Source organism: Rhizobium sp. SEMIA 4085 (assembly GCF_013004495.1).
GTDB lineage: Bacteria > Pseudomonadota > Alphaproteobacteria > Rhizobiales > Rhizobiaceae > Rhizobium > Rhizobium gallicum.
On the sequence record NZ_JABEPH010000091.1, the window covers coordinates 1 to 17,747 of the forward strand.

At 59.9% G+C, this 17,747-nt stretch carries 16 protein-coding genes, 1 pseudogene and 2 riboswitches; of the genes and pseudogenes, 4 read left to right on the plus strand and 13 right to left on the minus strand.

The genetic code is table 11. The features are described 5' to 3' along the window. The 5 genes and pseudogenes from C9413_RS11860 to epmA all read right to left on the minus strand — a co-directional run. A pseudogene (locus C9413_RS11860) lies at positions 1-194 on the minus strand (hypothetical protein); the annotation flags it as partial. Between the two features lie 5 nt (positions 195-199). Further along, on the minus strand, positions 200-1,381 hold the full coding sequence (locus C9413_RS11865; protein ID WP_170250483.1) for an acyl-CoA dehydrogenase family protein: 1,182 nt from the start codon (positions 1,379-1,381) through the stop codon (positions 200-202). Then, positions 1,381-1,632 (minus strand): acyl carrier protein, encoded by a 252-nt coding sequence (locus tag C9413_RS11870; protein ID WP_039846441.1) that lies wholly within the window; start codon positions 1,630-1,632, stop codon positions 1,381-1,383. The genes C9413_RS11865 and C9413_RS11870 overlap by 1 nt, the downstream gene beginning before the upstream one ends. Positions 1,633-1,896: 264 nt before the next feature. Next, entirely contained in the window at positions 1,897-2,949 is a 1,053-nt protein-coding gene (locus C9413_RS11875; protein WP_039846442.1) for a lysine-2,3-aminomutase-like protein, read from the minus strand. Further along, complete coding sequence (gene epmA, locus C9413_RS11880) at positions 2,949-4,010, minus strand: EF-P lysine aminoacylase EpmA (protein ID WP_039846443.1); 1,062 nt, start codon at positions 4,008-4,010, stop codon at positions 2,949-2,951. Before epmA ends, C9413_RS11875 begins: the two co-directional genes overlap by 1 nt. Positions 4,011-4,161: 151 nt before the next feature. Here epmA and efp point away from each other — a divergent pair, with 151 nt between their 5' ends. Next, positions 4,162-4,731, plus strand: a complete 570-nt coding sequence (gene efp / locus C9413_RS11885) for an elongation factor P (RefSeq protein ID WP_039846444.1) — start codon at positions 4,162-4,164, stop codon at positions 4,729-4,731. Positions 4,732-4,786: 55 nt separating this feature from the next. On the opposite strand, the gene C9413_RS11890 is transcribed toward efp, so the two are convergent. From C9413_RS11890 to metA, 6 genes are all read right to left on the minus strand, one after another. After that, positions 4,787-5,515, minus strand: coding sequence for an SIS domain-containing protein (locus C9413_RS11890; RefSeq protein WP_039846445.1), 729 nt, complete (start codon positions 5,513-5,515; stop codon positions 4,787-4,789). A gap of 15 nt (positions 5,516-5,530) precedes the next feature. Further along, the gene (nagA, locus tag C9413_RS11895) at positions 5,531-6,682 is read right to left on the minus strand and encodes an N-acetylglucosamine-6-phosphate deacetylase (protein WP_039847039.1); all 1,152 of its coding nucleotides are present in this window, start codon (positions 6,680-6,682) and stop codon (positions 5,531-5,533) included. Continuing rightward, the gene (locus tag C9413_RS11900; RefSeq protein WP_039846446.1) at positions 6,682-7,713 is read right to left on the minus strand and encodes an SIS domain-containing protein; all 1,032 of its coding nucleotides are present in this window, start codon (positions 7,711-7,713) and stop codon (positions 6,682-6,684) included. Before C9413_RS11900 ends, nagA begins: the two co-directional genes overlap by 1 nt. After that, positions 7,710-8,483, minus strand: coding sequence for a GntR family transcriptional regulator (locus C9413_RS11905; protein WP_039846447.1), 774 nt, complete (start codon positions 8,481-8,483; stop codon positions 7,710-7,712). The genes C9413_RS11900 and C9413_RS11905 overlap by 4 nt, the downstream gene beginning before the upstream one ends. A 111-nt stretch (positions 8,484-8,594) precedes the next feature. After that, positions 8,595-9,617 (minus strand): aldose epimerase family protein, encoded by a 1,023-nt coding sequence (locus C9413_RS11910; RefSeq protein ID WP_039846448.1) that lies wholly within the window; start codon positions 9,615-9,617, stop codon positions 8,595-8,597. A gap of 121 nt (positions 9,618-9,738) precedes the next feature. Further along, complete coding sequence (metA, locus tag C9413_RS11915) at positions 9,739-10,662, minus strand: homoserine O-succinyltransferase (protein WP_039846449.1); 924 nt, start codon at positions 10,660-10,662, stop codon at positions 9,739-9,741. 62 nt (positions 10,663-10,724) lie between these two features. Then, positions 10,725-10,802, minus strand: a riboswitch (SAM riboswitch). A 155-nt stretch (positions 10,803-10,957) separates the two neighbouring features. Here metA and C9413_RS11920 point away from each other — a divergent pair. Further along, positions 10,958-12,793 carry an ABC transporter ATP-binding protein/permease gene (locus tag C9413_RS11920; RefSeq protein WP_052451623.1) on the plus strand — a complete coding sequence of 612 codons (1,836 nt, stop codon included), beginning with the start codon at positions 10,958-10,960 and terminating at the stop codon, positions 12,791-12,793. 84 nt (positions 12,794-12,877) lie between these two features. Here C9413_RS11920 and C9413_RS11925 read toward each other — a convergent pair whose 3' ends face one another. Then, a complete protein-coding gene (locus C9413_RS11925) occupies positions 12,878-14,704 on the minus strand; it encodes an ABC-F family ATP-binding cassette domain-containing protein (RefSeq protein WP_039846450.1) in 1,827 nt (608 codons plus the stop codon). Positions 14,705-14,707: 3 nt separating this feature from the next. After that, the gene (locus C9413_RS11930; protein ID WP_039846451.1) at positions 14,708-15,358 is read right to left on the minus strand and encodes a thiamine diphosphokinase; all 651 of its coding nucleotides are present in this window, start codon (positions 15,356-15,358) and stop codon (positions 14,708-14,710) included. Between the two features lie 96 nt (positions 15,359-15,454). After that, positions 15,455-15,568: riboswitch (TPP riboswitch) on the plus strand. A gap of 48 nt (positions 15,569-15,616) precedes the next feature. Here C9413_RS11930 and thiB point away from each other — a divergent pair. Further along, positions 15,617-16,639, plus strand: coding sequence for a thiamine ABC transporter substrate binding subunit (gene thiB, locus C9413_RS11935; protein ID WP_039846452.1), 1,023 nt, complete (start codon positions 15,617-15,619; stop codon positions 16,637-16,639). Further along, a partial coding sequence (locus C9413_RS11940; RefSeq protein WP_170250482.1) for an ABC transporter permease subunit occupies positions 16,639-17,747 on the plus strand: 1,109 nt, incomplete at its 3' end. The genes thiB and C9413_RS11940, both read left to right, overlap by 1 nt.

Genomic DNA, 17,747 nt, shown 5'->3' on the forward strand with positions numbered 1-17,747 from the left:
CGCGCGCGGTTCCCGCCCGGCGGGCAGCGCCTGGCTTCTGCGCCATCCGCACCGCCAAACTTGTCGATCAGGCGCTCGAAGGCGGTGATCACGTCTTCGAACTGCCCGCTACGGCCGTAAAGACCGTCGACGCCAGTATCGATCAGTAGACCGGATTCGAAGAGCCGGTCTAGAAACGAAGTCTGCATATCCATGACTGTCACCCCAGTAGGCTAGTGTCCTGCTTGTGGACGAGAAGCATGCTCGACGTGTTGCCGAGGATGCGGTCATTCGAGATCATGAGCTGTGCGGAATGAGCGTCGCGCAAATGCCGGCCAAGGCTGAAGGGCGTACCGTTCTTGTAGCCCACGATTCCGCAGATCAGCATGGCGTGGTTGACAATCTCCAGGATCGTTTCCGATGAAGCGATCTTCACGTTGTTCATGGCCACCGCAAAGCCCATCGAGGAGAGCTTGTCCGGATCGGACTTGGCATCTTCGTAAGCCTTGAGACCCGCCACGACGTTCGACTTCACCATCTGCAGCAGGGTGGAGACTTCGGCGAGCCGCAGCGCACCGGGGGGCGGAACACCAGGAGACTTGCGGGCTGCGGCACGCACGAAGGCCTGCGCGCGGGAGACGGCGTCGACCGCAATGCCATACCAGACGCCGCTCCAGAGCAGATGCGACGAAGCGAGCATCGACTGTGCGGCGATTTCGGCGAAAGGCTTCGGCAGGATCTGAACGGCAGGCGCTTGCCCCTTGAAGAGGAAGCCGTCGGAGCATGTGCCGCGCATACCCAGCGTGTTCCAGATATGCGTGCGCTCGAGTGTGTACTGATCCTTGAGAAACGCCGTCAGGACCTGATCCGAGGGTGCTGCGTCCGGATGGCTGCGAGAGGTTATGAGGATGGCATCGGCATGCGAGCCGTAGGAGATCACGGTCGCGTCCTTTTCGAGACGGCAGCTGTCGCCGCTGACCTCGATGGCGCAGATGCTGTTGCGCAGATTGCCGCCGATCCCGCCTTCGGTCGTCGCCGATGCAATCAAGAGCTGCTCGGCGGCGATGCGCCGCATGAAGCCAGCATGCCATTCACTTTCGGTGCCGTGCTCGACCAAGCTTGAACGCTTGATGTGGTGCATGGCGAAGACCATCGCACTTGCGGCGCAAGCCTGGCCAAGAACGGAGCAGAGTTCGGCGACTTCGGTCGTCGATGCCCCCTCGCCACCTAGGTGGCGCGGCACTTGAATGCCGAGCAGGCGCTCGGCTTTCATCGCATCGACGGCCTCGCATGGAAAGCGGCCTTCGGCGTCGACAGCGTCGGCATATTTCGCGGCGATCTCGGCAACGCGCGCCGTTCTGACGGTAAAATTCTGTTCCGTGATCTTGACCGGAAAGTTCATCACGCGACCTTCCGGTTGTCCTTGATGATATCGACGGTCGTTTCGATCGCGGAGATGCTGGCAAAGGACTTGCGATTGAGGAGATTGTCGGGGAATTCGATATCGAAGGCTTCTTCGATGCCAAGCATGAGCTGCACGGAAGCAAAGGATGTCAGACCGGCCGCATAGAGATCGGCATCGTCGGCTAGCTGATCGATCGAAACAGGAAGCTTGCCGAATTTGGCGAGCAGTTCACGGATAGTCTTGTTCATCCTTAGCAACCTCCAAGATTGTCATGATCCCGAGTGGCGATTATCGCCTTCATCATGAGCGTTCTTTTAGGCCGGAAAACAAAACATTCCGCTAACTTGTCTGGTTAAATATGAGGAAGACTCGCAGTTAAAATTTTAGGGAGTACCTTGTCTCGATGGCTTTTATCTTTTTCTTGACAGACACTTAGGCGTTACTCCTGCCTCAGGCGCCAAGATTGGTGTCCAGGCTGAAAGTGCAGAAATGATACGCCGCGTGTCTTCACGTCACTCGGAAGGCGGGTAGGAATGTTCTGCGCCATGGTAATCCAACACGGAAAAACAACCGTCCGCCGTCTTCCGGACAGAATTTTCGCCAATCACTGCCTTTCCGTGGCCACCCGGGATATCAAGGATATAGGCCGGCTGACAAAGGCCCGAGATGCGGCCGCGCAGCGAAGAAACGATCTTCTGGCCTTCTTCGATCGTCAGCCGGAAATGGCTGGTGCCGGGCGCCAGATCGGGATGATGCAAGTAGTAAGGCTTGATGCGCGTCTCGACGAATGTCTTCATCAGGTCCGCCAGAACGCCGGCATCGTCGTTGACGCCCTTCAAGAGCACGGACTGACTGATCATGACGATCCCGGCATCGATGATTCGGCCACAGGCTGCACGGGCTTCGATCGTCATTTCGCGCGGATGGTTGGCATGGAGCGCGATATAAGTCGTCTTGCCGCTCGCTTTCAACGCGGCGATCAACGTCGCATCGATCCTCTGCGGATCGACCACGGGCACGCGTGTATGGAACCGGACAATCTTCACGTGATCGATGGCCGCAAGCTCCCGCATGATCTCCTCCAGCCGCCGCGGCGAAAGGACGAGCGGATCGCCGCCTGTAAGGATCACCTCCCAGATCTCCGGATGGCCGCGGATATAGTCGAAAGCAGCCCTCATCGCCGCCGGATCGAGCGTACCGAGACCTTGGGGACCGACCATCTCCCGCCTGAAGCAGAAGCGGCAATAAACCGGACAGACATGCACGGCCTTCAACAGCACGCGATCCGGATAGCGATGCACAATGCCTTCAACCGGGCTGTGCGCATGATCACCGATAGGGTCGGCGCGCTCTTCAGCTGTTACGACAAGCTCGGCTGCATCCGGCACGAATTGACGCGCGATCGGATCGTCGACGTCGGCTCGATCGATCAACTTGGCGACGGTCGGCGTCAGGGCGATCGCATATCGTGCAGCGACCTCTTCCAGTGCCAGCCGGTCGCGATCGGCCAACAGCCTGGCTTTCGACAGGTCATCGACGCTTTTGATCGGCCGGACGATATTCATCAGCGATACTCCGCAACCGGCGCCCACAGCACCTGGTCGATGCGCGAGGCTCCTGTCGCCAGCATGACCAGCCGGTCGAAGCCGAGCGCGATGCCGCTTGCCTCTGGCATGATCGAAAGCGCATCGAGGAAATCCTCGTCGATCGGGTAGCGTTCGCCATAGACGCGCGCTTTTTCTGCCATCTCGAGCTCAAAGCGGCGGCGTTGTTCTGTCGCATTGGTGAGTTCGCCGAAGCCGTTCGCCAGTTCAACGCCGCAGGCATAGAGCTCGAAACGCTCCGCAACCCGCGGATCGCGTGGCGAGGGACGGGCGAGCGCCGCTTCGGAAACCGGGTACTCATCCAGAATGGTCACGCAGCCGAAACCGAGGTGGGGTTCTATCTTTTCAACCAGGACGCGGCTGAAGAGGTCCGCCCAGCCGTCGTCGGCCGAGACGCGCATACCGTTCCGGCGTAGTTCACAAGCCAGATATTCTCGATCCGTCGAACCATCGGCGGCGACCGACGCCAACAGGTCGATGCCGGCATAGCGCTCGAACGCCTCTGCGACGCTGATGCGTTCAGGTCCGGCGAAGGGGTCGGTTTCGGCGCCCCGATAGGTCAGCTTCGGCGTCTCCACGGTTTCTGCGGCCAGCGCCAGAATCCGCACGCAGTCCATCATCAGCGTTTCATAGCTTTCGCCGACGCGATACCATTCCAGCATCGTGAATTCGGGATGATGGAATGGGCCGCGTTCGCGATTGCGATAGACATGCGCGAAGCAGGCGATGCGCTGCTCACCGGCCGCGAGCAGCTTCTTGCAGGCAAATTCCGGTGAGGTGTGCAGATAGAAGGAAGTCGCCTGCCCGTCCGTCGTCAGCGCCTCGGTTGCAAAAGCGTGCAGATGTGCCTCGTTGCCGGGCGAAACCTGCAGCGTGGCCGTATCTACCTCGATGAAATCCTCGCGCGCGAAGTAGCCGCGCAGCGCCACCTGGATCGCGTTCCGCCCAATCAGGAAGGGGCGGCGGTCCGCGTGGACGCTGGGGGTCCACCAAGGAGACGCTTTGGCGCTGGTAAGGTTCATTCTGAGCTTTCATCACCGGGCCCGCCAACGCGAGGGCTGGCGTTTTGCCGGATTTTAGGTTAGTTGCGCCCCAACGAAAAACAATTGGCGTCATCGGGACCATCCAGACAATCCCTCTACGACGCCAAAAGCCGAGTGACAAGGAAGTCTTATGGTCAAGGTCATCGCCTCTTCGGTCCGCAAGGGCAACGTTCTCGACGTAGACGGCAAACTCTACGTCGTTCTCACCGCGCAGAACTTTCACCCCGGCAAGGGTACGCCGGTCACCCAGGTCGACATGCGCCGCATCGTCGACGGCGTAAAGGTTTCCGAGCGCTGGCGCACGACCGAGCAGGTCGAGCGCGCCTTCGTTGAGGATGTGAACTTCCAGTATCTCTATGAAGACGGCGAAGGTTTCCACTTCATGAACCCGGCGACCTACGATCAGGTTGTCGTCGACAACGAAACGATGGGCGACCAGAAGGCCTACCTCCAGGAAGGCATGACCTGCATTCTGTCGATGCATGAAGGCATTCCGCTGGCACTCGAGCTGCCGCGTCACGTCACGCTCGAGATCACCGAGACGGAACCGGTCGTCAAGGGCCAGACGGCGTCGTCCTCTTATAAGCCAGCGATGCTTTCGAACGGCGTGCGCACCCTGGTTCCGCCGCATATCAACGCAGGCACGCGCGTCGTTATCGCAACTGAAGACAACTCCTACGTCGAACGCGCCAAGGATTGATCCTTCGGACACATCAGACAGATAGGCCGGCCTAACGCCGGCCTTTCTGTCTTGATTACAGATGCGGGTTGCGCGGCCGGTATTTTTTCACCAGCCGCTGATTGACCTCCGCAGCTCCCGGCATGTTGGCGCTGAGATAGACTGGTGCGTCGCCGGACTTCGAAAGCGCAGAGGCAACTTCAGCGAAGATTGCGTTTAGCACTGTTGCTCCGACAGCCGTCGACACCGGGCCCACCTTGAGACCGCTTCCAGCCAGATCGAGCACGGCATCGCCGGGCGGCAAGCCGTTATCCAGCACGACATCGGCGATATCCGCGAGCCGGCGGCGGCCATTGGCAATCGCGCTCGAATAGGCAACCGAGGTAACAGCGATCACCTTGGCGCCGATCTCGCGGCCATAGTCCGCAGCCTCGATTGGTGCGGCATTCACACCCGAGTTCGAAGCAATGATGATGACGTCGCCTGGCTGCATGCCGTAGCGCTCCAGCACCGGCCGAACGAGGCCTTGCGTGCGTTCATAGACCGAGCTGATGACCGCCCCCTCATGGAGCATCGCGGAGCCGATGAGAACCGGCACGGTGAACGCAAGACCGCCGGCGCGATAATGCACCTCCTCGGCCAGCATATGCGAATGGCCCGTGCCGAAGACGTAAACGCGCTTGTCATGACGCGCCGCATCGAGAATGACTGCTGCGGCCTTCTCCATGGGTTCGGCAAGGCTTTTCCTCAAAGCCTCAAGACGGCCGATCAGATTGGAGAAATAGGCATCCGTAACCGCCGTCATGGCATTTCCTCTGCTTCAGGCCGCTTCGCCGTCGATCCACGCGGCGTTGACTTCGACCGCATCCGTCAGATGCACGAGGTCGGCGCGCGCTCCCGGCGAAAGATGGCCATAACCATCGAGCCGGAGAAACCGGGCCGGATAAAGTGTTGCCATGCGCAGCGCCTCGGCAAGCGTCAGATCGAGATAGGTGACGCCATAGCGGATGGTCGACGCCATATCGACATCCGATCCGGCAAGTGTGCCGTCCGCAAGCACCAGCTTCGAGCAGAAGCCCCCCTTCTCACGCCGCACGGTGCGACCGTTGAGCGTGAAGCTATCCTTTCGGGAGCCAACCAGCGACATGGCATCCGTCACGAAGAAGAGCTTGCCCTCCCCGCGCTTGGCGCGAAGTGCAGTGCGTAGCGCTTTTGGATCGACATGATGGCCGTCGGCGATGATGCCGCACCACGTCGACGGATGGTCGATTGCCGCGCCAACCAGACCAGGTGCGCGGTGACCCATCTGGCTCATGGCGTTGAAAAGATGGGTGACGCCGCGTACACCAGCATCGAAACGCTCTTCTGCAGCTTCGCTCGAACAATCCGAATGGCCGATGCTGACGATGATGCCAGCCTCGCTCAGTTCGCGAACTTGAGCGACCGTCACCTGTTCGGCCGCCATCGTCACGAGCAGCGTACCGATTGCCTCACGGGCGCGAATGAAAGCTTTGACATCCTTGTCTTCGACCGGGCGCATCAGTTCGGCCAGGTGCGCCCCCTTGCGGGCAGGCGCCAGATGTGGACCTTCCAGATGAAGACCGGCCACGCCCCGATGGGTTTTAACCGCATCCTTTGCGGCCTCGATCGCAGCCGCCGTCGCATCCGCCGTATCGGTGATCAGGGTTGGAAGCAGCGCCGTCGTGCCGTAGCGCCGGTGACCTTCGGCAATGATACACATCGAAGCTGCCGACGGCTCATCGTTCAGCATACGCCCGCCACCGCCATTCACCTGCGCATCGACGAAACCTGCCGAAAGCACACCGCCGTCAAGCAAGATCGTCTCGCCTTCGGGCAAACCGTTGCACGAGACAATGGCCTCGACCCGGCCATTGGCAACGATCAGCGCCTTTTCGTCGTGGAACTTCTCGCCGTCGAAGATCCGGGCACCGGTGAAGATCTTGCGGAGTATCATATCGTCTCCGTGACTTTGAGCAGGTTTGCCGGCTTGTCTGGATCAAAACCCTTGCGGCGTGTAACTGACTCGATCAGGCGATAGTAGACGAGAAGCGACACGAGCGGATCGAGTAGGCCGTTGCCCGTCGTCGGCACGAGCAGATTGACGCCGGAAAGCGGCTGCGCCGAGAACGGTACGGTCGTTGCGCCGAGCCTCTGTAATCGCTCGAGTGCCTGAACGTTGTTGGCATAGGCCGCATCGTCGGGCATGAAGGCGACGATCGGGAAACCCGGCTGAACGAGGCGCATCGGGCCATGCATCAGCTCTGCCAGCGAGAAGGCTTCCGCGTGAAGGCCGGAGGTTTCCTTGGCTTTCAGAGCGGCCTCGAGCGCGATCGCAAAAGCTGGCCCGCGGCCTGCCGTATAAAGCGAGGTTGCATTGAAGAGCACGTCTTCTGCACCAGCCGTATCGATACCAGCAGTCGCCGACAGAGCCTCGGGCAACCTCTCCAATGAGGCTTGCAGATCGGCCGTACCGCCAATTGCAGCCGTGACACCGGCGAGCGCGGCAACCGAGGCGATGAAGGACTTGGTCGCGGCAACACTCTTTTCCGCACCTGCATTGAGGTCCAGAACGATATCTGCCTGCTTTGCAAGCGGGCTGTCGGTGACGTTCACAACGGCGATCGTCGTCGCGCCGCCACGCTTGGCAGCATCCTGAAGGGCAACGATATCTGGGCTGGCGCCGGATTGCGAAACAGTGAAGTGAACACCATCCTTCAACTGTAGAGCCGTACCATAGACGGAAGCGATCGACGGGCCGACGGAAGCAACGGGAATACCGGCAGTGATCTCGAAGAGATATTTGAAGAAGGTTGCGGCATGGTCTGAAGATCCGCGCGCTGCCGTCGTTACCACGCTCGGGCGAACCGAGGAAAACAGCTTGGCGATTTCGGCGAAAACCGGCTTCTCCTTTTGAAGGAGCGTCGCGACCACGTCCGGCGACTGGCCCGCCTCCTGCAGCATCAGCGACTGGTTCTCACTCATAGGTCATCTCCAATTTTCAGTTCGGCCACGAAATCATAGGCATCGCCGCGGTAGTGCGAACGGGTGTATTCAACGACGCGCTGGTCTTCCAGGCGCGAAATCCGTTCGATCAAGAGTGCTGGCGCACCGGTCTTTACATTCAGCATCGAGGCTGATGAAGGATCGAGCGTCACGGCGGTCAGCCGCTGCAGCGCCCGCACCGGCTTGTGGCCGTTTGCGGCCAGCGCATCATAAAGCGATCCCTCGCCACCGGCACTGCCGCCGAGGAACTTGACCGGCACAACCGCCCTCTCGATCGCCAGCGGCAAACCATCCGCAAGGCGCAGACGATCCAGGCGCAGAACGGCCTCATCTTGGCCAAGTCCGAGAAGGAAGGATTCTTCCGGCGATGGCGAATTGATCGTGCGGGACAATATCCTTGCCGCCGGCGAACGGCCGCGTGAGCGCATATCGGCCGAGAAAGACGAAAGACGCCAGAGCGGCTGCTCCATGCGCTCCACCTTACTGGAAACGAAGGTACCGCTGCCGTGACGCGATTCCAATGCGCCGGAGGCCATCAGATCACGATAAGCGGTTCGCACCGTCACGCGGCCGAGCTTCAGAGCTTCGGCGAGATCGCGCTCTCCGGGAAGGGCTGCACCCGGCTTGAGTAGGCCTTCCTGAATGAGGCCGGTCAACACCAGTGCGAGCCGCCTGTAGAGCGGTCCCGTCATCGTTTCGTCGCGCAGACCGCGGGCATTGAGCTCCGCTATCAGACTGGTTCTATCCATGGAATAACCATAGAACCTATTTAGAACCACTTTTCAAGCTGAATCTCAGCCGCAAGATGAAAACCCTCGTGGCGGCACGAAGGTCTATGAGTGATCGGATGTCCGCGAAGATCAGCTTTTCGTGAAGATGTAATCCGTTTCCTGCCGCAGCACCTCGCCTGGGCGCAGCACCGCATTTGGAAAGCCCTCGTGATTGATCGCATCCGGCCAAACCTGCGTTTCGAGGCAGAAGCCGGCGAAGGGCCCGTATTTCCGCCCCCCGATGCCCGCGACCGCAACGTCGAGCTTGAAACCGGCATAGAACTGTATGCCCGGTTCGGTGGTTCTAACCTCCAGCGAGACACCGGAGTTGACGCTGCGTGCCAGTACGACGGAGCGCTTGGCCGTGCGTTCCGTCGAAAGGCAGAAATTGTGGTCGTAAAACGCCTGCTCGCCGTCTGCAAACCGCTTCATCGGGGCCATTTCGCGGAAGTCGAAAACCGTGCCTTCGACCTGTCGGATCTCGCCGGTCGGGATTTGTATCTCGTCAGTCGGTAGATAATGATCGGCAGCGATCATGATATCGTGGCCGAGCGCATCTTCGCGGCCGTCGAGATTGAAATACGCGTGCTGGCAAAGATTGGCGAGCGTCGGCTGGTCGGTGGTCGTCTCGTAGACGACCGAGAATTCGCCATGGCCATGCACACGGTAAGTCGCCTGGACCGTGCAGTTGCCTGGATAGCCTGCGCGACCATCCGGGTCGACGATCTTTAAGACGACACGGTCGGCATCGTGCTCGACGATCGTCCAGTTGCGCTTGGCGATATTGTCGCTGCCGCCGTGCAGATGCGAAACGCCCTTTTCATTGAGCTCGAGCTGATAGGCCTTGCCGTCGAGGGTAAACTTGCCACCGCCGATGCGGTTGGCACAGCGGCCGGGCGTTGCACCAAAATAGGAGGAATGGGAGGGATAGCTGGCAAAGTCGTCGAAGCCGAGCAGGAGAGGCGCATCATGGCCGTCGAGCCGCAGATCCTGGATGACTGCCCCCCAAGTCATGATCTTGGCTGTAAGGCCGCCGCCCTTGATCTCGACGCGATAGACGGTTTCGCCGTCTTTCGTCGTCCCGAAAACTTCCCGTTCGAGCTTTTCCGACATCGTTCGCCATCCCAAATCTGTGTTGGTTTCAGGCCCGCGAACCTGCCTCCATTTGTTGAGGACCGCAACCGTCAAACACAAAAAGAAACGCCGCCGCAACGAGGTCAGCGGCGGCTGCAGTTCAGATTTTTGTACCGATCTCGTCGAGATTATAGGGCGTCGTCTGGTAGATTTCGTTGATCCAATTGCCAAAGAGCAGATGCGCATGGCTGCGCCAGCGGTTCTGCGGTGCGAGCGACGGATCGTTATGCGGGAAATAATTATGCGGCATCTTGATCGGCACGCCGGCATTCACGTCGCGGAAATATTCATCGGAAAGCGATGTGGAATCGTATTCCACATGATTGAACATGTAGAGCCGCTTGCCTTTTTTCTCGTGCACGAGACACACGCCCATCTCATCGGATTCCATGAGGATTTCGAGGCTTGAGGACTTGTCGATATCGGCCCGCCGGACCTCGGTCCAGCGCGAAACCGGCACTTCGAAGTTATCGGAAAATCCATTGAGGTAGACGGATGAAGGCTTGAGGTTCTTATGGCGATAGACGCCGAACGCCTTTTCCTTCAGCTCGTACTTCGGAACCTTGTGGAAATGGTAGATCGCCGCCATCGCGCCCCAGCAGACATTCATGCTCGAATGAACGTTCGTCTCGGTCCAATCCAAGATCTTCTTCATCTCCGTCCAATAGGTCACGTCCTCGTAAGGCAGCGTTTCGATCGGTGCGCCAGTAATGATGAAGCCGTCGAACTTGCGATGCCTTACCTCCTCCCAGGTCTGGTAGAAAGCAAGCAGATGGTCTTCGGATGTGTTCTTGGCCCTATGGTTGCCAATGCGGATCAGCGAGAGCTCCACCTGAAGCGGCGAGGCGCCCACAAGTCGCGCCATCTGCAACTCCGTCTTGACCTTGTTCGGCATGAGATTGAGAAGCCCGATCTGCAAAGGGCGGATATCCTGACGGATCGCCGCCGTTTCGGTCATCACCCGCACGCCCTCATGAACGAGGGTCTCGAAAGCGGGCAGAGTATCGGGGATCTTGATGGGCATTGCGGTCACTCAACAAAACAAAAGGTACCGGCAAATAAAAAACCGGCGGCGAAAGAATCGCTACCGGTCCGCACGCGGCCCTTTAGCGACTTATTTAACGTGGCTGCAAGCCGGCCGGCCAAATCACCACGGAGAACCCTAAATAGCGCCGCAGCCCACGCGAATCAATCGCAATTGTGAAGGGCGCGCGTTGAACCAAGGTAACTCACGCGTTAATGACTGGTAGAATCTGTTGATGGACAGGGCGCGTCACCATGTTAATCAAGCATCATCATGGTCCGCATGGAAGGACATAATGGCAGACGACGTCGAAGGCAGGCCGAGCATTCAAGGGCAGGATAGAGTAGGTTACGATCTGAGCCTCGGATACCGCCTGAAACTGATGTTTGCGGCATTCTGGGATTCCAAGGTCCGTGGAAAGATTCTGCTACTCGCCTCGATCTTGCTCGCGGTGATCCTGGCGACGGCCTATGGCCAGGTCATTCTGAACCGCTGGAACGCACCGTTCTACGATTCCCTGCAGCGCCGCGACGTCGGCGAATTCTTCCATCAGCTCCAGGTCTTCGCATTGATTGCCGGTTCACTTTTGCTCATGAACGTCGGCCAGGCGTGGCTCAACCAGATGACCGCGCTTTATATGCGCGAAGGTCTGACCCGCGATCTCGTGGATCACTGGCTGAAGCGCAAGCGTGCGCTGCGTCTCGCCTCAACCGGCCTGATCGGGGTCAATCCGGATCAGCGGCTGCATGAAGACGCCCGCAACCTTGCAGAAAGCACAACCGGCCTCACGCTCGGCCTCATCCAGTCGACAATCCTGCTCGTCAGTTTCATCGGCGTTCTCTGGGAGCTTTCGAGCGGCTTCGTCTTCCATTTTCGCACCTACGCCTTTGCCATTCCGGGCTATATGGTCTGGGCCGCGATCTTCTATGCGGCATCCGCCTCGATCCTCAGCCAGATCGTCGGCCGCAAGTTGGTGATCTTGAATGCCGACCGCTTCTCCAAGGAAGCGGAGCTTCGCTTTTCGCTGATGCATGCCAACGAGAATATGCCGGCGATTACCGTGGCCCGCGGCGAGGAAAACGAACGCCGGCGGATCAATGAGGATATCACTTCGGTACTTGCCATCCTGAAGCGGCTGACCATGGCCAGCACTAACCTCACCTGGGTTTCGGCCGGTTACGGCTGGCTGGTCATCGTCGTCCCGATCATCGTCGCGGCTCCCGCCTATTTTTCAGGCAGCCTGACCTTCGGCGAACTGATGATGTCCGTCGGCGCCTTCAACCAGGTGAATACCGCCCTGCGCTGGTATGTTGCCAATTTCACCGCGATCGCCGAGTGGCGCGCCACGCTGATGCGCGTGACCGATTTCCGCCATGCCTTGCACGGCATGGACGAACCCATCAATCCAAAGAATGCGATCACCTACGAGGATAACGCTGATACGCTCACCCTCAAGAATCTCATGATCGCCGCCAAGCTCGGCGAAGAGATCGATCTGTGCGGCGGCTTTGCCGTCGCCGAGACGGATGTCACGATCAGAGCCGGCGAGAAGGTCATGATCAACGGCGACCATAATGTGAACCGCAAGCTCCTGTTCCAGGCGCTTGCAGGCCTCTGGCCCTGCGGCAGCGGCAAGATAGGGCTGCCGCCCGCCGACGGCACGGTTTTCGTTCCAGAAGTGGCCTATGTGCCCGGTGGCACGTTGCGCGAAGCGCTGTCTTTCCCGGAACCGGTGGACACCTACAAGAGCGAGGACGTCGAAGCAGCGCTTCAGAAAGCCGGCCTTAGCCACCTCATTGCGCGTCTCGATACGCGGGCCCGCTGGGATAAGATGCTCGATTCCGACGAGCAGAAGGGGATCGGTTTTGCCCGCTTGCTGCTGGCCCGGCCGCGCTGGATCATCTTCGACGAAGTGCTGGAAGGTCTTGAGCCGGAATCGCAATCAACCCTGATGGCGCTGCTGGCGACGCTATCCGATTCCACCATGATTTATATCGGACGTTCCGAGGCCTACCTCGAAACCTTCAATCCGCGCGAGTTGCATTTGCATCCACTGGCGGCGCAGATCGAGCAGTCGGCCTCCCCGGCAGCAGGAACTGGCACGGCACACGCACCTGCACCGGTCATCTGAACGTCGCAGTACCATCCGTTCGTACCAATGCAAGAGCTGCGCGATCTGACAAAAGGCGGAAGCCTTTCCTCTTCAGGACGGAACCTAGCCCTCCAGCTCTTCGCGCAGCATTTCAAGCTCCAACCATTCTTCTTCCATCTTCGTCAGGCTATCGCGCAGCTTTTCCATCTCCGCCGCAAGCCGGTTGAAGGTGGCAGTATCTTTGCTGAAGAGATCGGGATCGGCCATCTTCTCTTCGCGCCTGGCGATTTCAGCTTCTGCCTTGGCCATTTCCTTGGGCAGGGTTTCGAGCGCGAATTTCTGCTTGTAGGAGAGCTTGCCTTTGCTCTTCGAGGCATCTGCCACAGAAGCAGCCGACTCAGCTTTCGGCTTCTCCGCGGTCTTTTCGATCTTCTTCCGCTCCTCCATTGCGCCCTTGCGCTGGGCAAGCATATCGGAATAACCGCCGGCATATTCGATCCAGCGCCCATCAGGCGCGTCGGGGACGGCGGGCGCAATTGTCGAGGTCACCGTGCGGTCGAGGAAGTCTCGGTCGTGGCTCACGAGGATGACCGTGCCCGGGAAGCCGGCGACGATTTCCTGCAGCAGGTCCAGCGTCTCGAGATCGAGGTCGTTGGTGGGTTCATCGAGGATCAGAAGGTTGGTCGGGCGCGCAAGGATGCGCGCCAGCATCAGCCGCGCGCGCTCGCCGCCTGACAGGTTCCTGATCGGCGTGCGCGCCTGCTCCGGCTGGAAGAGGAACTCCTTCATGTAGCCGGTGACGTGGCGTTGCTCCCCGTTCACCAGCAGGTTCTCGCCGCGCCCGTCGGTCAGGTAGTGCGCGAGCGTATCCTCCAGATTGAGATCTTCGCGCTTCTGGTCGAGCGTTGCAATCTCGAGATTGGTCCCGAGCTTCACCGTGCCGCTGTCCGGCGAAAGCTGTCCCGTCAGCATCTTCAGAATCGTCGTCTTGCCCGCGCCGTTTGGTCCGACCAGACCGATGCAATCGCCGCGATGGACGCGGATGGAGAACGGCGCAACAATTTGACGGTCATCGAAAGTCTTGGCGATCTTTTCCGCTTCGATCACCAGCTTGCCGGATTCCTGCGCATCGGACAGCGCAGCCTGCACGGTCCCCTGCGGCCCCTTGTGGCCACGATGCTGCGAGCGCATGGTCTGCAACTCGCCGAGGCGGCGCATGTTGCGCTTGCGCCGAGCGGTTACGCCATAGCGCAGCCAGTGCTCCTCGCGTTCAATCGCCTTGCCGAGCTTGTGCTGCTCCAGTTCTTCCGCCTCAAGCACCTGATCGCGCCAGGCTTCGAAATTGGCAAAGCCACGATCGAGCCGCCGCGACATTCCCCTGTCGAGCCAGACGGTCGCCGTGGAGACCTTTTCGAGGAAACGGCGGTCGTGGGAGATCATGACCAGCGCGCTGCGGCTTTTCTGGAGTTCGCCTTCAAGCCATTCAATGGTCGGAAGGTCGAGATGGTTCGTCGGCTCATCAAGCAGGAGAATATCCGGTTCAGGCGCCAGCACGCGGGCAAGCGCTACGCGTCGCGCTTCGCCGCCGGAGAGGTTTGTCGGGTCCTCTTCGCCAGTGAGGCCAAGATGCGAGAGGAGGTAGGTCACGCGATAAGGGTCATCGCCCGGCCCAAGACCGGCTTCCGCATAAGCCTGCACCGTCTTGAAACCGGCGAAATCCGGTGCCTGCTCCAAATAGCGCACCGTCGAGGATGGATGGCGGAAAACCTCGCCCGATTGCGATTCAACGATTCCGGCCGCAATCTTCAGAAGGGTCGATTTGCCCGACCCGTTACGGCCGACCAGACAGATCTTATCGCCCGGCTCGACCTGCAAGGCCGCGCCGGCCAAGAGAGGCGTTCCGCCGAAGCTTAGGAAGATATCGTCGAGTTTCAGGATGGGAGGGGCCAAAAATCAGACTCCGGAAAAATCATGGGGGCGGGCAAGGACGATCGCCCGGCCGCTGCCGAGCGTAAAACGAACCTTGCCTTCCGCGATGTTGGAAATGGTACGCGAGGAGCCGAAGGGCAAATGAAAATCGATGAGCGGATACCGGGCATTCTCGATATAAAGACCATGCAGTTCGCTGAATCCGGACACCGAAAAGAGGCTGTTCCTCGGCAAATCGAGCTCAATTTTGCCAGCGAGAAGCGGCACGGCCTCCTCCGTTCCGGAGGTCAACAGAATGTCGAAGCCCTGTTCGGCAAGGCTGACGGCGTAAAGCAGGAGCTGCAGCGCGTGGTCCGAGCGCTCGCCACCGAGCGCACCGGCAAGGACAAGTCGCCGTGCGCCGCGCGCAATCGCATCCGACACAGCGATTTCACCATCCGTTGCGGCCTTGGCGGCAGGGTAGGGCTGTTTCGGGACATGCGGAAATGCGCCCTCCAGATCCGGCGGCGTGGAATCGAAATCCCCGACCCAGAGCTCCGGCACCACGCCAAGCGCTGCTGCATGCCGCATACCGCCGTCGGCGGCGATGAAGCGGCTGCCTGAAACGGCAGAACGCAGGCGCTCGGTCAGGACGAGTTCGCCGCCGAGCAGGATCGTGAAAGTGGATTGGCTCATGGCATTGCCCATAGCGCAAAGCAGGGGCCAAGGGAAAGGGGCTACAGTCAGCGCGCTTCGCCCTTGTCATAAAGCCTTCATGGCGATACATCTGCCGATGCTCTAACGGGGTGCCTGGATGTCCGCAAGGATGCCGGCTGAGAGGCATCGAGCCAACCCGCGGAACCTGATCCGGTTAACACCGGCGGAGGGATTAGACGCGTGACATTCGGCAACGCCCTTTTCCCAATCAAAAGAAACTCAAGGAGGAGGCGCGCCATGTCCGGCCGCACATCGATCATCTCTTCGCTGACCGCAGCATTTTTCGCCGCGACGCTCGGCTTGTCTGCCGCGTACGGCGCTGAAAAGACGCTCACCATATACACTTACGAAAGTTTCACGTCCGAATGGGGACCCGGGCCGAAGGTCAAGGACGCTTTCGAGAAGACATGCGGCTGCACGGTCAATTTCGTCAGCGTCGCCGATGGCGTCGCCCTGCTTTCGCGTTTGAAGCTCGAGGGAGCTTCGACCAAGGCCGACATCGTCCTCGGCATCGACACGAACCTCGTCACCGAAGCCAAGGAGACCGGCCTGTTCGACGCAAGTGGTGTCGATGTCGGCGCGCTGAAGGTGCCGGGCGGCTTCGTGGACGATGTCTTCGTTCCCTACGACTACGGTCACTTCGCGATCATCTACGATACACAAACGATCAAGGACCCGCCTCAGAGCATGAAGGATCTGGTCGAAGGTGATCCTTCGCAGAAGCTCGTCATCGAAGATCCGCGAACCTCGACGCCGGGCCTCGGCCTGCTGCTCTGGGTCAAATCCATTTACGGCGACAAGGCGCCGGAAGCCTGGGGCAAGCTCAAGAACCGCATCCTGACGGTCACGCCCGGCTGGTCCGAGGCCTATGGCCTGTTCACCAAGGGCGAGGCGCCGATGGTGCTGTCTTATACCACATCCCCCGCCTATCACATGGTGACTGAGAATACCGATCGCTACCAGGCCGCAGCCTTCTCGGAAGGCCACTATATCCAAATCGAAGTCGCGGGCCTTTTGAAGAATGCTCCGGACAAGGATCTTGCCCGCGACTTCCTGGAGTTCATGATGACGCCCGGCTTCCAGGATACCATCCCGACGAACAACTGGATGATGCCCGTTTCCGCGACCTCCAAGCCGCTGCCGGATGCCTTTAGCAAGCTCGTCAATCCTGCCAAGACCTTCTTGATGAGCTCCGACGAGGTCGCCAGGAGCCGCAAGGCCTGGATCGACGAGTGGCTTGCGGCGATGAGCATGAACTGATGCTGCAGACCGCAGCCGAACGGCAGCGTGCATTGACTGGCGGGGCGATCAGCCTCGCCGCCGTCACGTTGTTTGTCGGCCTTGCGGCGTTCTCGTTGCTTTTTGCCGGAGGCGGCGCGGCCATCGTCGGCATTCTTTTCGATCCATATATTCTGCGTGTGCTGCGCTTCACGCTGCTGCAGGCGCTCCTTTCGACCGCGCTTTCCATCGCCTTCGCGATTCCGGTCGCACGCGCGCTCGCACGCCAGCCGCATTTTCCAGGACGCATCTGGATCATCCGCCTGATGGCGGTTCCTATGGGGCTGCCGGTTCTGATCGGCGCACTCGGCATGATCGGGATATGGGGCAGGCATGGGCTGTTGAACTGGCTTATGATGAACATCGGGCTTGACGAACCGGTGAGCATCTATGGGTTAACCGGCATCCTTCTCGCCCATGTCTTCTTCAACCTACCGCTTGCCTGCCGCCTGATGCTTGCAGGTCTCGAACGCGTGCCCGCCGAATACTGGCTGATGGCGAGCACCCTCGGCATGCGGCCCCGCTCGGTCTTCCGCTTCATTGAATGGCCGGCGATCCGCCCGCTTATTCCCGGGATAGCCGGATTGGTCTTCATGCTCTGCGCCACCAGCTTCACGTTGGTGCTAACCCTCGGTGGCGGCCCGGCAGCAACCACGATCGAGGTCGCGATCTACCAGTCGCTCCGTTTCGATTTCGACCCCGGCCGCGCAATCGCGTTGTCGCTCCTGCAGATCGCGCTGACGGCGATGATCCTCGGCGCGATGGCACTTTTTCCGCCTGCCGGAGATGAGGGCCTGACCGAAGGCCAAGACATCAAGCGGCTTGATGGCAAAGGGCCATGTGCCAGATTGGCCGACAGCCTGCTTTTGCTGATCGCCGTTCTCTTCCTCGGTCTTCCCCTTGTGTCGATCATCGCCGCCGGGTTGCACGCCGATCTCATAAAGCTGCTGCAGGAGCCGATCTTCTGGCAGTCAGCCGGGATGAGCTGGGCGATCTCGCTTTCGGCCGCCCTGCTCTCGATCATCCTTTCGATAGCCATGATTCTTGCCCGGCACGCAAGCGTACCGAAGCGGCGGCGCCGCGGGCCCGA